Raw genomic sequence first — 14,730 nt, 5'->3', positions numbered from 1 at the left:
AAAAGTTCCACTTATAACGAGTTAGCAAACATGCAGAATAACCTAACAATAAACTTCTATTAAGGATACACCTACCATAAAGTTCGAAGGTTCGTCAACATCTAGTTCATTTTTTGACATAGTAACTCTTAAAGAAGTTTTTAAGAGAACTCCAAGCGACCATAAACAAACTGAACATCACAAAGTATCTTTCTATGTGCTTTTTATTATTACAAAAGGAAAAGGAACACATACAATAGATTATAAAGATTATTCATATAAAGAAGGCACCGTTTTTTCTTTAAGAAAAGGAGTTACTCATAAATTTACCAAGAGTAGTAACACAAGTGGAGAGTTATTGATTTTTACTGAAGACTTTATCATTAAACATATTGGAAAGCTAGATGGTTTAAAGTCAATGCAATTATTTAATGAACTATTAGAATCTCCAAAAATTCAATTAAGCAAAGTAACTTATTTAGAAGTTAAAACTATTTTAAAACAGTTAAACACAGAAAATCAATTCGAAAAAGACATCTATTCTTCTAGCATTAAAAGGAGTTTGTTACACGTTTTGGTATCAAAAATATTTCGTGAAAAAATTAATCAAAAGAATAGCAATACAAATTCTAAATATTTAAATCAGTTTTTAACGTTTCAAAATTTGATTGAACAACAATGGATTGAAAACAAAAAAGCTTTGAATTATGCTAAACAAATGTCCATAACACCAAAGACATTAAACAATATTGTAAAGACTACTATAAAAAAATCTGCAAAGTCTTTAATTGATGATATAGTAACCACACAAATCAAACATCTTTTAATAAATACAGAATTATCTGTTACAGAAATTGCTTATCAATCTGGATTCGATGATCCAACTAATTTTTTTAAGTACTTCAAAAAAAACACTTCCCTTTCACCAAATCAATTTAGAAAATCACATAAATAATTTTCCTTTTTTTACAGTTTTATTGCATTTTATTATCATAACGATAATATGAAGCTATTGTAATTTTGTTTCCAAATATTAAAAACAAAAAAAATGAATACAATTAGCAATAAAAAAACTACAATAACACTTAACAAACTTCATAAAGAATCCTCTTCAGAAAAACTAACAATTATGAAAGGAGCCATAAAAGGGATTTTTAGAGAGCTAAGACCAAGTGACATGGAAGATGCTTATATAGCAATAACAAAGGAACAAGGAGAATATATCTATGATTTACTTATACGTGAAGAAGCAAAGAATATTATAGAATTTGGCACATCTTTTGGAATTTCTACTATTTATTTAGCAGCAGCTGCAAAAGAAAACAATGGACATGTTATTACAACAGAATTATTAGAATCCAAAGCCAATATTGCCCATCAGAATTTTAAAGATGCAGATGTTGGTCATTTGATAGATTTAAGAATAGGTGATGCAATGAACACATTGTTAAATGTACCTAATAATATAGACTTTTTATTGCTAGATGGCTGGAATGACTTATACCTTCCACTTATAAAAATATTAGAACCTAAATTAAAAAAGGGAGCATACATTTATACTGACAACATAAATTTTACAGGTTCAAAACCATTTGTAGAATATATACAATCTCATCCTAAAAAATATAGAACCAAAAGATTGTCAGAAGCTAAAGGAGGTGCTGGATTAACACAATACTTAAATTAACATTCCCTTTTTTACAGTTTTTAGATTTCTTTTTACCATAGGTAAGCAAATTGAACAATCTAAATTTGTAGTATTAAAAGTAATCAAACTTAAAATTATGAAAAATAGAGAAGCATTAAGTGCATTTTACAACAAAGCATTAACAGTTAACACTGAAACTACACCGGAAGTAGTATTAAACGAAATTCTAGCAGACAATTTTGTTTCTAAAGGTTCAATTGAAAACAAAAGCAAAGAGCAATTAATTGGACAATTAGGATTCTTTTGGAAATTGATTCCAGATTTAAAATGGGAACCACAAGAAATTTTCAGTGAAGGAAATAAATTTATTGTGAGAAGTCTTGTTACAGGAACACCAAATGGTGATTTTATGGGCTTACCTACAGATGGAACAAAATCATTCAGTATCATGACTATTGATATACACACTATAATTGATGGAAAAGATATTGAAGTATATCACCTGGAAGATTGGGGAACAGCAATGAAACAACTAAAATCATAAAATCAATAAAATGAAAAATCAACTAATCGCAATTTTTGGAATTGCTCTCTTACTTACAAGCTGCAATACCGAAAACAAGAATAATAAAAATTCTGAAAAACAAACAGCAACAACAATAGAAACTATAGAAATGAGTGAAGCAGATATATTGGCTCAAGAGTCACAAAAAACATTAGATATAGCAAATGCCTACATGGCTGCAATGGGTAAAGGAGATATGGAGGCAATGAAAAATCTAATGCATGAAGATATGGTATGGCAAAATGCTGGAGACTCAAGTTTACCATGGATGGGACCTTGGAAAGGAAAAAAAGCAATACTAGAAGAGTTTTTCCCTGCATTTGGGGCTGGTTTTGTAACAAAAAAATGGGAACCTACAGACGCTATTGCTAGTGGTAATACAGCAGCATATTTTGGACAAATGATTGGTGAATTAACCCATTCAGGAAAAGACACAAAAGAGTTTACATATGCGCTTCGTGTTAAGGTTAAAAATGGTAAAATAATTCTATGGAACTGGTTTGAAGACAGCTTAGAAGTATCAAAAACTTATCACAAATAAAACAACTTAAAAAACTAATAATTATGAAAAAAGCAACACTTTTAATATTTTTTATTTCTCTAGGATTAACATCCTTTTCACAGAACACTACTAGTTTAGATAAAGAAGAACATTTACTTGATGGAACAAGTTTTACGTTTCAATACCAAAACGCAGGAGCTGTTGATATTTCATTTACGAATGATTCATTAACCTATAAGTGGTTAAATGGTAAAAATGCAGGCAAACCAGCTCAAACTTATCCGTATAAATCAACAAAAATAGATTCAGGCATTTATTTAGTTAATTGGCATGAACCAGATACGGAGAATTTTGTCACACAGGTTTATAATTTTAACAGTAATTCAGTTAAAGTATCTGTTATTTCTAAATATGGTAGTGAAATACCCTTTTTAGGCTTTCAATCTGGTGTAATTGAACATGTGATTAGAAATTGATTATATCTCAATACTAATCATAAAAATTAAAATTTACTTATAATGAAACAACGAATAAATAGCAAAAAATCAGGCATAATTTATGCTAAAATAGCTGCTGTGGTATACGTGCTTTGGGGTATACTACACCTATACTCTGCCAAACAGGTATATGATTTGGCTCAGTCAATAGACGAAGGAATGATTAAAGGGCGTGTATTATAAGATGCCTATAACCTTGTATTCTTTGCTTTATTCGGAATTGTTATTGGTTGTATATTTATTTGGAAAAACAACAAACTTGGATATTGGCTAAACCTTATAGTTGTAAGTATAGGAGATATAGGATTTATTCTAACAATTATGTTACCAGGTTATATTGGTATATGGCCAGGCGCATTAGGCCCTCTTTTATGGATAATTGCTGCTATACTTAGTAGTATTGGAAGATTAAAAGAATAAATTTTTAACTAAAAAAGAAATATAAATTGACAACACTTAATAAAACTCAAATTCCACTTTGGGTAAATATTATGCAAAGTATCTTAATCCTAATCATGTTAGGTCAAGTTTATATGTATTTCTTAAATCACCAGATGATAGTAAATTCAGGTATACAAGTGGAAGGAATACCAAACTTAAACCTAATTTACGAAATGGGTGCAAGAACCTTAGTCATGGCTATAATTTCAATTTATGTTATGATTACACAAAGCCCAAAACAGTATATAATTATACTAATCATGAATGTATTAAGGGAAGGCTTAGAAACAATCATTGACCCGTTATATCCAGTATTAAACGCCCCAGCTTCCCCAATGGTTGACTTAGGGATACACTTAATAATTGTAGCTATTGAAGTTTGGGCTTTTGTTACAGTACTAAGAATAACAAAAAAACTATCACAAAAATAAATATCATGAAAAAATCAATATTCATAGTAATCCTTTTACTAATAAGCTTGACAACATTTGCTCAGACAAATACTAGTCTAGACAAAGAGGAACATCTTTTAGATGGCACAAGTTTTACATTCCAATACCAAAATGCAGGAGCAATAGACATTTCATTTGCGCATGATTCATTAACCTATAAGTGGTTAAATGGTAGAAATGCAGGCAAACCAGCCCAAACGTATCCATACAAATCAACAAAAATAGATTCAGGCATTTATCTAGTTAATTGGCATGAACCAGATACGGAGAATTTTGTAACACAGGTTTATAATTTTAACAGTAATACAGTTAAAGTGTCTGTGATTTCTAAATATGGCAATGAAAAACCCTTTCTCGGTTTTCAATCTGGAGTAATAGAACATATTCAGAATAACAAACAATAAAGTGAACACTGCTTAATAAAAAATTTGATTAATTGGTTGGTAGCACGTTAGTTAACTACGTGTATGAGTAATAGCGATTTGGGTTTTAATTCAAATCGCTATTCTTTTTTATTTTGTAAATTACTTTCAGAATAGTAGTGCATATAAATTCGCTACTAATCATACACAAACCGTTGTATGTAATTTGGTACGTTAAAGGCACATAGTTTACACTTTTTAAAGACTAATTTTCTGAATAAAACCAGAAATTATGCCTTGGAAAGAAACAACTACTATGGAACAAAAAATCGAATTTATTTGTGAATGGCGTACAGGAAAGTATACCATAACGGAATTATGTAGAACTTTTGAAATCTCTAGGCCTACGGCTTATAAATTAATAAGCAGATTTGAAAATCAAGGTTTTGAAGGCTTAAAAAAACACTCTAGAGCTCCTGGAAAACACCCAAATGCAACCAAGGAGAATATCGTTGAAAGTATTTTAAAATTAAAAAAGAAATACAAGCTTTGGGGAGCTAAGAAAATAAGAGAATTATTGTTTAAAGAATTTACATCCCAAGAAGTGCCTTCGGTGGTTACGGTTCACAATATTCTTAAAAGGAACGGTTTAGTATGTCCTCAAAAAAGAATGCGAAGAGTTAAACCAGTCCACCCTATTTTTGACCCTAAATCTTGTAATGAAGTATGGAGTGCTGATTACAAAGGAAAGTTCTTAATGGGGAATAAAATTTATTGTCATCCTTTGACAATTGCAGACTCTAGAAGTCGATTCTTATTCACAGCCAAAGGTCACTATAAAGAAAACTTAAAGTCTGCTAAGGCTGAATTTAAAAGGGTTTTTAGAATATATGGTATCCCTAAACAAATACACACTGACAATGGAAGTCCTTTTGGTTCTGTTAGAGCTATTCAACGATTTACGCAACTCTCGTATTGGTTTATAGAACTTGGTATTGCTCCAGTATTTTCTGACCCTGCCAGTCCCCAACAAAATGGAAGACATGAACGTATGCATCGTGATTTAAAGGCCGCTTGTGCTAAACCTTCTGCATTTGATCTAAAGGCACAACAACGTCGATTAAATCACTTTGTAAAGGAGTATAATAACATAAGACCACATGAAGCATTAGGCATGAAAACACCTGCCGATATACATGACTTTTCTACCAGAGCTTTTCCGGAAAGAATACCTAACTTTGATTATGATACTAAGTATAAAGTTCTTAAAGTAACAGAAAGTGGAGCTATTAGATGGAAGTCCTATTATTGGGTATATGTGTCTGCAGCTTTAAAAGGAAAATATGCTGCTATTGAAAACCTTGGAAATGGAATTTGGAAAGTATTTTATAGAAACGTACTTTTAGGATACTTTGATGAAAAACATCTTAGAAACAAACAACAATCCACTAGGTTAGAAACTAATTTAGTGTAAACCCTAATCTTTAACTTGTGTAAACTATCTCCCTTTACGAACATTTGAAGCACAACAAAAATCATCAATAAACAATGAATATATTCTCTTATCACCTTGTCAAAATACCATATAGTTTGGCGATAAAAGGATTATTTTCTAACCCAATTGACAAAAAAACTGAAGGTCTAATACATTCTGAATATATGACAGCGATGACATTAGGCTCTCCAATCATGTCATCTTCAAGGTTTCTTATAAAGCAAGTCGCAATTTTTGCACAATGGGAAAATGAAAATGCTCTTGAAAGCTACTTAAAGGAAGAAAAATTCGGGAAAATATTGACTAAAGGTTGGCATGTTCGATTAGAATTCATGAGAGAATGGGGAAAAATAAGCGGATATAAAATCCCTGAACAAAAGACAAAGTTGGAAAACAAAGCATCTCCAGTTGTTGCTGTTACAATCGCAAGAATGAAACCTTTTGCTATTCCAAGATTCTTACGTTGGGGAAGACCCGTAGAGAAGTTAGTAAGAGACCACACTGGAACGTTACTTTCATTAGCATCAATTAAATTCCCAAATATAGTATCTACATTTTCTATATGGAAAACTGAGAAAGAAATGACTAATATGGTTCACGGACATAGTGATATGCCAAAACCGAAAAGACATTCAGATGCAATGAAGGAAAGAGAACGAAAAAACTTCCATTTTGAATTCACGACATTACGTTTTAAACCTATTGCTGAATTTGGTTTTTGGAATGGACAAGAAAGTTACATCCCAAACCTTAAAAATAAATAACCAAAGTAAATGGGAATTGCTTCTTTAAAACAAAACTTTCAAGATTGGATAACTCAACAATGGGTTATACTATTCGGAAAAAAAATCCTTGCTAAAGATTACAAATGGCTTTTAGGTCCTTTTGGAAAAACTAATGGAATTGGCTTAAAATTTATAGAGCAATTAGCAAAAAAAGAACAATTAATTATAGACAAAAAGCAAATTGATAAAGGCTTATTGAATTCCATTAATCAATTAAACTTAACAGAAAAAGAACTTAACCGATTATCCAAAAAAGTAATTGACTTTTACGAAAATACAAGTAATTATAATTTTGATATAATCGTTAAATGGAATCCCTTGTTTAAAGCATTTGGAGTTTTATTAAAAATATTGTTTAGCAATCGTATTGAACAATTAAATATTCCGATGGATAATAGTAAAGAATCTACAGCTTTAAATAGTGAAATAATTCATTTGATAAATAAAAACACAAAAGAAGTTAAACGAACTATATGGTTAAGGACTTTCAAAAAATCTAAGCAAGTTGTTTATTCAGGTGTTTATGAAGCATGTACAATTCCAAACGGACAAAATTGTATCAAAGCTATTTTCCCTTTACCAAACGGAAGTGCAACGGTTATATTAAATCCAATCGTTGGCGAAAATGGTGAACTCATTTTAAATTCGTCAGGTAGAAAAATTGGAGATAGTGGTTTTTATTTTCTATTAAAAGATTCTAAAGGAAACTTATGGACTAAATTCATTATGTCATTTAAGGACAAACTTGTTGTCAGCTCGGAAAATGAAAGAATAACGGCAATACAGACCTTAACATTATGGAACTTAAGAGTATTACAGTTTAAGTATGACATAAAAAAAACTACATACAACAACGTGTATAATTAATTCAAGGGAATTCCTTCGCAGGAATTCCCTTGAATTAATTAACTTGCCAATACGTCGGAAAATCCTAACTGATTTTCCGTAACAAACCATACACAAACCGTTGGCAAACATAGTGGAAAAATTTATAGATGGACTAAAAATTCACGATTGAAACAAAGGATTGCACATATTGCATTAGTTGTTAAGGACTATGATGAAGCTATCGAATTCTACACCAAAAAGTTGGACTTCAAACTTATTGAGGACACAAAATTGACGGAGGAAAAACGATGGGTTATGGTTGCGCCTAATGGAGCAAAAGAATGTTGTTTATTGCTTGCAAAAGCTGCAAATGAGCAACAAGCTGCAAGTATAGGAAACCAATCAGGTGGTCGAGTTTTTTTATTTCTATTTACAGACAATTTTTGGAGAGATTATAAGAAAATGGTAGATAGAGAAATAAAATTCGTTAGACCACCGGAACAAATGGACTATGGAATGGTTGCGGTTTTTGAGGATTTGTACGGTAATATGTGGGATTTACTGGAACCAAATGAAAAGAATAAAGGAGTTTTGGACTGAAATAGTTACGTGCCAATCTGAACATAAACTACGTTTGACAACAAAACATAAACGTAATGCGGTGGTTTGGGTTTAAACGAATGGTTTGTGTATTTTTATGATGTCCGCAAAATCATTGGGATTTTGCTTTGGACAGAAAAATTAAAACAAAACAAAATGCTTTCGCTAAGTGCGCAGACGGAAACGAAAAGTTTCCTTGCCTGCCCTACTTGCCATAGCCGAGACCTTGTAACACATTAGGGTAAAATATAACATTATGGATGGAAATCGAAATAATTCAATAGAAATCAACAAAGAAGAGTTTCGGAAAATCGGACATCAATTAATAGATGATATTTCTGAATTCCTTTCTAACATTGATAAAAAACCTGTTACTGTAAAAGAAAGTCCAAGTCAATTACAAAGTATATTAGGAAACACTTCATTGCCAGAAATGGGAATACCCGCAACCGAATTGATTACCAGAACAACGGACTTATTACTTAACCATTCATTACTTAACGGACACCCTAAATTCTTAGGCTATATTACTTCATCTGCTGCCCCAATTGGGGCCTTAGCAGATTTATTAGCAGCATCTGTAAATCCAAACGTTGGAGCGCATATTTTAAGCCCAATGGCTACTGAAATTGAGAAACAAACTATTCAATGGCTTGCAGAGTTCATTGGTGTTTCACCTAACTACGGAGGCATTTTAGTGAGCGGGGGAAATATGGCAAATTTTACAGCATTTTTAGCCGCCAGAACAGCTAAAGCACCTAAAAGCATAAAAGAAAATGGACTTTCAAATATACCGCAAAAGCTAACTATTTATTGTTCTAAAACCACACATACCTGGATTGACAAAGCAGCCATATTATTTGGTTTAGGCACAAAATCTGTTCGATGGATTCAAACTGATTCTTCAAATAAAATGAACAATAAAGTACTAGTTGAAACAATTAAAGAAGATATAAAAAATGGTTTTAAGCCAATTATGGTTATCGGTACTGCGGGTGATGTTAGTACTGGAGTGGTTGATGATTTGAAAGGCATTTCAACTATTTGTATAGAGTATGATTTATGGTTTCACATCGATGGAGCTTATGGTATTCCAGCTACGGTTATTCCAAAATACAAAAACCTATTTGAGAGTCTTTCAGAAGCGGATTCTATTGCTCTTGACCCACATAAATGGTTATACAGCCCACTTGAAGCTGGTTGTACTTTGGTTAAAAACCCTCAGCACCTAATAGATACATATAGTTCACATCCTGAATATTACAACTTTAGCAAAAGTGAAAACGAAATTGCTCAAAACTTTTATGAATATGGACTTCAAAACTCGCGTGGATTTAGAGCCTTGAAGGTTTGGTTATCATTACAGCAAGTTGGCAGAAGTGGTTATGAAAAACTTATAAGTGAAGATATTGAACTCTCAGAAGTGTTATTTGACCTATCTAAAAAGCATCCCGAATTAGAAGCAGTTTCTCAAAATTTAAGTATTACAACTTTTAGATATATGCCACTAAACTTTGAAAAGGACAATGAATATTTAAATAAACTAAATGAGGAATTATTGAATGAATTACAAACTGGCGGTGAGTTGTTTTTATCAAATGCTATTGTAAATGAAATGTATTGTTTAAGAGCTTGTGTTGTCAATTTTAGAACCACAAAAAAAGACATTGAAGAAATTATTGATATAACAGTTAGAGAGGGAAGAAAGACTCATTCGGAATTACAAGAACCAAAAGTGAATAAATAACGTGTTACAACAATGGCTATAATTTGAAAAAAAACTGTAACATAATCGAAAACAAGTGGACTTATTCATCATCAATCAATCAAACAGCTATAAAATGAATTTAACTATTAAAGTACTAATTATAGTTTTTTTAACTATTTCATCTTCAAACTCTTTTTCTCAGAATACTAATAAAAAGCTCTTCAATAGAATTGACTCATATTTGGAGTCAAGCGTAACAAATGGCTTTTCTGGAGTTGTTTTAGTTTCTAAAAAGGGTGAAATTATTTTATCTAAAGGATATGGATGGGCAGATAGGGACAATAAAATACCCAACTCACCATCAACAGTTTTTAATATTGGTTCTGTAACTAAACAATTTACAGCATCAGCTATTTTAAAACTTGTAGAACAAGGAAAAATTAAAACATCAGATAAAATAAGTACATATTTTGCCCAGACACCTATTGATAAAAGGGATATAACTATTCATCAATTATTAACACATACATCAGGAATTTCTAATAGAACAGGAGGTTTTAGATACAATGAAGCAAGTAAAAAACAGTTTCAAAAAGATTTTTTCGAGTCTGAATTACAATCTAAACCAGGCACAAAGTACCAATATGCAAATGCTAACTACATCATGTTAACGATTATATTGGAGTCGATTTCAGGACAAACGTATAGTTCTTTTCTAAATGACAATTTATTTGAACCTTCTGAAATGACAAGTACAGGATATAAAAGTATCACCTTTAATACAGACAGGCTTGCACATGGATACTACTATAATACAAATGATGAAAAATGGACAGATTGGGGAACAACCCAACAACACCTACCATACAACGATAAACATTGGTATAGTATAGGTAAGGGAGACATTCATTCCACCATTGAAGATTTATATAAATGGCATTTAGTTTTAAAAAACAACGTTGTTTTAACATCTAAAACTAAAGAAATCCAAGAAACACCTTATGTAGCCGAAAATGATAAAATGACTTCGTACTATGGTTATGGTTGGGCAATATCTCAAAGTAAAAGAGACAAGAAAATCGTTGCTCATAATGGTAGTAATGGATTGTATTTTGCAGATTTTGTTAGATTTATAGATGATGATGTAGTTGTTATATACATAACAAATGCGTTTTTAGGTAGTGAATCAGAAAACGTTGCTCGAGAAATTGGCAAAATGATTTTTGATTCCAATTATACTGCAACACCAATTTCAAAGAACATTTATGAATTGATTCATGAATTTATGAAAACCAATCCATCTACAAATGCAGAAAAACTAACCGATTTTTTAAAGAAAGAACTTAAAAGTGAATTTAACAACCATGCCATACTAAACCGATTAGGGTATAGCAGATTGAAAAAAGAGGACAAACCTGATTGGGCGTTAGAATTGTTTAAACTTAATGTGAAATTATTCCCTGAAGATGGTAATTTATGGGATTCACTTGGTGAAGCTTACTTAAAATATGACAAAAAAGAAGAAGCCATAAAGAGTTATACAAAAGCAGTTGAATTAGGTAGTGAAGGGTCAAAGAACACATTGAATGAACTGTTGAAAGAAAACTAAATTGAAAAACTGTTGCCAACATTTTATATAGGTAATGGCAGGCAATCTGCCACTACTCATTCAATTTAACGTTACCACACATTGACATAAAAAATATGGAAAAATTAAACCGAATAATGACTAATATCTGTTCTACTAATTTAACAGAAAGTCGAGATTTCTACATCAAATTATTTGACTTTAATGTGGACTATGATAGTGAATGGTTTGTTCATTTAATTTCAAAAGATAAAAAATTAGAATTAGGAATAATTGACCAAAATACGGAACTAATACCACAAGAATTTCAATCATATCCAAAGGGTTTTTACATAACTTTTGTAGTACAGGACGTAGACAAAATATTTGAGACTGCTTTATCTGAAAAATTAGATGTTATTAGTGAACCTAGTGATACTTTTTATGGACAAAGAAGGTTGCTACTAAAAGACCCTAATGGAGTTTTAATTGATATTTCATCACCCATACAAAACTGAAATTTCTCAAGGAATGAACAAAAAACTAATTTCAAAATCTAAATTAAAAATTAAAAGACTAGTTGAAAAATAAAAACGTGTGGTAACAATGGCTATAATTATAGCATCAGTTTAACTAAATTTATGTTTGTTATACATGGCTTATTTAATAGAATTAAAAGCATCAATAATTATGAAACTAAAATATTTGGCTTTATTCTTCATAGTACTTGGTTATGGGTGCTCATTAAAGACACAACAACCATTAATACAGGATGTAAAAGGAGTTCATCCAGTAGACACAAATCAAATATGGTTATCGCACGAACATATTTTAGTTGATTTTATAGGGGCAGATAGTATACAGCCTCAAAGTTGGAACCATGATACAATAATTAATAAAGTTATTCCATATTTCGAAGAACTTAAAGAATTTAGAGTAAAGTATTTTGTTGACGCCACGCCTAATTTCTTAGGAAGAGATGTATTGCTTCTTGAAAAAATAGCCAATAAAACAGGAATTAGAATTATTACAAATACTGGCCTTTATGGAGCTCGAAATAATAAATACATTCCTAAATATATTCATGAAATAACAGCCAAAAACCTTGCAGAAAAATGGATTAATGAATATGAGAATGGGATAGATAAAACTTCTATTAAACCTGGTTTTATTAAAATTGGTGTTGATAACACAAATCCATTAGATACAATACAGCAAAAGCTTGTAAAAGCTGCCGCACTGACGCATTTAAAAACCGGTTTAACTATAGCATCACACACTGGAGAAGGAAAAGGGTTATGGCCGCAATTAAAAATTATAAAAGAAATGGGAGTTTCACCAGAGTCTTTTATTTGGGTACATGCCTACCAAGAAAATAATAATGAGAATTATCTAAAAGCTGCTGAGATGGGATGCTGGATAAGTTTGGACGGATTGGGTTGGGAATTGGAAAAACATATTGAAAAAATACTATTTGCTAAAAGAAATGGGATTTTAGATAAAATTTTAATTTCGCACGATTCTGGTTGGTATGATCCACAAAAAGAAAATCAAACTATTAAACCGTATACAAATATTTTCAAAGAACTATATCCAAAATTAAAATCAAATGGATTCACAGATGATGAATTTAAATTATTGATGTCTGTTAATCCATCAAAAGCATTCGCTATAGGAGTTAGAAAACTGCCTTTAGATAAAAATGTTAAATAACCTTCAAGGCATAACCTGAAGTACATTTTAAAAAATTAGAAAATAATTAAAGAAATAATCTTTCCATTTTAAAAATTCTGAGTAAATTTTGGAATAAACATTCCATTTTAATTATCTTTGTAAAGTGAATAAAAAACAAAACATATTATCTTCTGCTCTCAAAATCCTTGTAGAAAAAGGAGTACATAACACTCCTATGTCTGCTATTGGAAAGGCAGCAGAAACCGGAATGGGAACTATTTATAATTACTTCCCAAATAAAGATGCCTTGATTAATGAAATTTACACAGATATAAAAAAACAAGAAAAATTAATCTTTGAGAACTTTGAATTGGATAAGCCAATTAAAACTCAATTTGAAAACTATTTTACCATTGCTGTTACTTTCTTTATTAACAACCCTAACTATTTCCAATTTATGGAACAACTTCAAGCGTCTCCTATTATAACGACAAACAGCAAAAAAGAAGGTAAAAAATCTATTGCTCCTGTTTTTGAACTTTTAATACTAGGAAAACAACAACGGATTCTTAAAAACATTGAAACGGAAGAAATTTTAATGTTTATAGGTGGGGCTATATTATCCTATTTAAGATGGTATTTTAATCAAACAGAAAAAAAACAAACCTCTCTTAAAAATCAAGTAACAATGGTTTGGGACGCAATCAAAGAATAAAAAAATTTATCAATAATTTGGAATGAATATTCACTCCAATAAAAAATAATTATGAAAAAAAACGTATTAATTACAGGAACATCAACTGGTTTAGGGTTTGAAAGCGCAATTCTATTTGCCAAAAACAATTACAAAGTATATGCTACCATGCGTAATCTTAAAAAATCAGAAAAGCTTAAACAGAAAATTAAAGAAGAAAATCTTGATATAGAAATACTCTCTTTAGATGTAACTAAAATAGATTCAATAGAATCAGCCGTAAGGACTATTATAGAAAAAGATGGAAAAATAGATGTATTAGTAAATAATGCTGGAGCAGGTTTTGCAAAAACAACAGAACAAGCTTCAGAAGAAGAAATTAGATGGGTTACAGATGTAAATTATCATGGAGTTGTATTTTGTACACAAGCTGTATTACCTTATATGAGAAAACAAAAATCTGGACAAATAATTAGTATTACTTCTGTTGGTGGTTTGGTTGGGCAACCATTTAACGAATTATATTGCGGAGCTAAATTTGCTGTAGAAGGATTTATGGAAGGGCTTGCAACCTATGTTAGTGATGCCTTCAATATCAAAATTACTTGTATTGAACCAGGAGGAATAGCTACAGAATTTATGACTTCTGCTATTGAAAAAACTGCGATTGAAGGACAATTTGCAACGGGCGAATACTTACCAATATTTGAAAGATATATGGCAGGAAACCAAAAAAGAGCAAATGAGGGCAAAGAGCAAGTTTACCAAACAGGAATGGAAGTAGCAGAAGTTGCTTTAGGTATTGCTAAAAATGAAAATCCTCCTTTAAGAATCCGAACTTCGCAGTGGGCCGAAGATTTTTGTAAGTTAAAAACTAAAGCTGACCCAGATGGACACAAAATAGTGCAACAATTACAAGATAGTTTTTTGTAA

At 31.0% G+C, this 14,730-nt stretch carries 18 protein-coding genes; all 18 read left to right on the top strand.

Translation table 11 applies throughout. The features are described 5' to 3' along the window. Positions 1-58 precede the first annotated feature (58 nt). The 18 genes from CLV91_RS07330 to CLV91_RS07250 all read left to right on the top strand — a co-directional run bounded on the left by CLV91_RS07330 (position 59) and on the right by CLV91_RS07250 (position 14,730). On the top strand, positions 59-934 hold the full coding sequence (locus tag CLV91_RS07330) for an AraC family transcriptional regulator (protein ID WP_317124771.1): 876 nt from the start codon (positions 59-61) through the stop codon (positions 932-934). 93 nt (positions 935-1,027) lie between these two features. Beyond that, the gene (locus CLV91_RS07325) at positions 1,028-1,666 is read left to right on the top strand and encodes an O-methyltransferase (protein ID WP_121065501.1); all 639 of its coding nucleotides are present in this window, start codon (positions 1,028-1,030) and stop codon (positions 1,664-1,666) included. Positions 1,667-1,763: 97 nt separating this feature from the next. Beyond that, a complete protein-coding gene (locus tag CLV91_RS07320; RefSeq protein ID WP_121065498.1) occupies positions 1,764-2,171 on the top strand; it encodes an ester cyclase in 408 nt (135 codons plus the stop codon). A gap of 10 nt (positions 2,172-2,181) precedes the next feature. Next, the gene (locus tag CLV91_RS07315) at positions 2,182-2,733 is read left to right on the top strand and encodes a nuclear transport factor 2 family protein (protein WP_211333196.1); all 552 of its coding nucleotides are present in this window, start codon (positions 2,182-2,184) and stop codon (positions 2,731-2,733) included. Between the two features lie 23 nt (positions 2,734-2,756). Continuing rightward, entirely contained in the window at positions 2,757-3,170 is a 414-nt protein-coding gene (locus CLV91_RS07310) for a MoaF-related domain-containing protein (protein ID WP_121065493.1), read from the top strand. Positions 3,171-3,212: 42 nt separating this feature from the next. Next, positions 3,213-3,374 carry a hypothetical protein gene (locus CLV91_RS16815; RefSeq protein ID WP_170146712.1) on the top strand — a complete coding sequence of 54 codons (162 nt, stop codon included), beginning with the start codon at positions 3,213-3,215 and terminating at the stop codon, positions 3,372-3,374. Positions 3,375-3,745: 371 nt separating this feature from the next. After that, positions 3,746-4,063: a hypothetical protein gene (locus tag CLV91_RS07305; protein ID WP_147406405.1), complete on the top strand. Its 318-nt coding sequence runs from the start codon at positions 3,746-3,748 to the stop codon at positions 4,061-4,063. Positions 4,064-4,068: 5 nt separating this feature from the next. Further along, on the top strand, positions 4,069-4,488 hold the full coding sequence (locus tag CLV91_RS07300; protein ID WP_147406404.1) for a MoaF-related domain-containing protein: 420 nt from the start codon (positions 4,069-4,071) through the stop codon (positions 4,486-4,488). Positions 4,489-4,738: 250 nt separating this feature from the next. Continuing rightward, a complete protein-coding gene (locus CLV91_RS07295; RefSeq protein ID WP_121065484.1) occupies positions 4,739-5,920 on the top strand; it encodes an integrase core domain-containing protein in 1,182 nt (393 codons plus the stop codon). A gap of 74 nt (positions 5,921-5,994) precedes the next feature. After that, a complete protein-coding gene (locus CLV91_RS07290; RefSeq protein ID WP_121065481.1) occupies positions 5,995-6,705 on the top strand; it encodes a hypothetical protein in 711 nt (236 codons plus the stop codon). A 9-nt stretch (positions 6,706-6,714) separates the two neighbouring features. Next, positions 6,715-7,593: a hypothetical protein gene (locus CLV91_RS07285; protein ID WP_121065478.1), complete on the top strand. Its 879-nt coding sequence runs from the start codon at positions 6,715-6,717 to the stop codon at positions 7,591-7,593. A gap of 147 nt (positions 7,594-7,740) precedes the next feature. After that, positions 7,741-8,154, top strand: a complete 414-nt coding sequence (locus CLV91_RS07280; RefSeq protein WP_121065475.1) for a VOC family protein — start codon at positions 7,741-7,743, stop codon at positions 8,152-8,154. Positions 8,155-8,410: 256 nt separating this feature from the next. Further along, on the top strand, positions 8,411-9,901 hold the full coding sequence (locus tag CLV91_RS07275) for a pyridoxal phosphate-dependent decarboxylase family protein (RefSeq protein WP_121065471.1): 1,491 nt from the start codon (positions 8,411-8,413) through the stop codon (positions 9,899-9,901). A gap of 94 nt (positions 9,902-9,995) precedes the next feature. After that, complete coding sequence (locus CLV91_RS07270) at positions 9,996-11,471, top strand: serine hydrolase domain-containing protein (protein WP_121065468.1); 1,476 nt, start codon at positions 9,996-9,998, stop codon at positions 11,469-11,471. A gap of 116 nt (positions 11,472-11,587) precedes the next feature. Then, a complete protein-coding gene (locus CLV91_RS07265) occupies positions 11,588-11,947 on the top strand; it encodes a VOC family protein (RefSeq protein ID WP_211333195.1) in 360 nt (119 codons plus the stop codon). Positions 11,948-12,119: 172 nt separating this feature from the next. After that, the gene (locus CLV91_RS07260) at positions 12,120-13,142 is read left to right on the top strand and encodes a phosphotriesterase family protein (RefSeq protein WP_121065807.1); all 1,023 of its coding nucleotides are present in this window, start codon (positions 12,120-12,122) and stop codon (positions 13,140-13,142) included. Positions 13,143-13,266: 124 nt separating this feature from the next. Continuing rightward, positions 13,267-13,818 carry a TetR/AcrR family transcriptional regulator gene (locus CLV91_RS07255; RefSeq protein ID WP_121065462.1) on the top strand — a complete coding sequence of 184 codons (552 nt, stop codon included), beginning with the start codon at positions 13,267-13,269 and terminating at the stop codon, positions 13,816-13,818. A 51-nt stretch (positions 13,819-13,869) separates the two neighbouring features. After that, positions 13,870-14,730, top strand: coding sequence for an SDR family oxidoreductase (locus tag CLV91_RS07250; RefSeq protein WP_121065459.1), 861 nt, complete (start codon positions 13,870-13,872; stop codon positions 14,728-14,730).

Origin of the sequence: Maribacter vaceletii, assembly GCF_003634105.1 — a bacterium.
In the GTDB taxonomy this organism is placed as follows: domain Bacteria; phylum Bacteroidota; class Bacteroidia; order Flavobacteriales; family Flavobacteriaceae; genus Maribacter_B; species Maribacter_B vaceletii.
The sequence above is the reverse complement of the archived record's forward strand: the minus strand, read 5'-3'. Positions and strand labels throughout refer to the sequence as shown.

Bases quoted from the DNA above. Each gene is read 5' to 3' on its own strand.
- CLV91_RS07325 (WP_121065501.1), top strand. From the start codon at position 1,028: ATGAATACAATTAGCAATAAAAAAACTACAATAACACTTAACAAACTT.
- CLV91_RS07320 (WP_121065498.1), top strand. From the start codon at position 1,764: ATGAAAAATAGAGAAGCATTAAGTGCATTTTACAACAAAGCATTAACA.
- CLV91_RS07315 (WP_211333196.1), top strand. From the start codon at position 2,182: ATGAAAAATCAACTAATCGCAATTTTTGGAATTGCTCTCTTACTTACA.
- CLV91_RS07310 (WP_121065493.1), top strand. From the start codon at position 2,757: ATGAAAAAAGCAACACTTTTAATATTTTTTATTTCTCTAGGATTAACA.
- CLV91_RS16815 (WP_170146712.1), top strand. From the start codon at position 3,213: ATGAAACAACGAATAAATAGCAAAAAATCAGGCATAATTTATGCTAAA.
- CLV91_RS07305 (WP_147406405.1), top strand. From the start codon at position 3,746: ATGATAGTAAATTCAGGTATACAAGTGGAAGGAATACCAAACTTAAAC.
- CLV91_RS07300 (WP_147406404.1), top strand. From the start codon at position 4,069: ATGAAAAAATCAATATTCATAGTAATCCTTTTACTAATAAGCTTGACA.
- CLV91_RS07295 (WP_121065484.1), top strand. From the start codon at position 4,739: ATGCCTTGGAAAGAAACAACTACTATGGAACAAAAAATCGAATTTATT.
- CLV91_RS07290 (WP_121065481.1), top strand. From the start codon at position 5,995: ATGAATATATTCTCTTATCACCTTGTCAAAATACCATATAGTTTGGCG.
- CLV91_RS07285 (WP_121065478.1), top strand. From the start codon at position 6,715: ATGGGAATTGCTTCTTTAAAACAAAACTTTCAAGATTGGATAACTCAA.
- CLV91_RS07275 (WP_121065471.1), top strand. From the start codon at position 8,411: ATGGATGGAAATCGAAATAATTCAATAGAAATCAACAAAGAAGAGTTT.
- CLV91_RS07270 (WP_121065468.1), top strand. From the start codon at position 9,996: ATGAATTTAACTATTAAAGTACTAATTATAGTTTTTTTAACTATTTCA.
- CLV91_RS07265 (WP_211333195.1), top strand. From the start codon at position 11,588: ATGACTAATATCTGTTCTACTAATTTAACAGAAAGTCGAGATTTCTAC.
- CLV91_RS07260 (WP_121065807.1), top strand. From the start codon at position 12,120: ATGAAACTAAAATATTTGGCTTTATTCTTCATAGTACTTGGTTATGGG.
- CLV91_RS07250 (WP_121065459.1), top strand. From the start codon at position 13,870: ATGAAAAAAAACGTATTAATTACAGGAACATCAACTGGTTTAGGGTTT.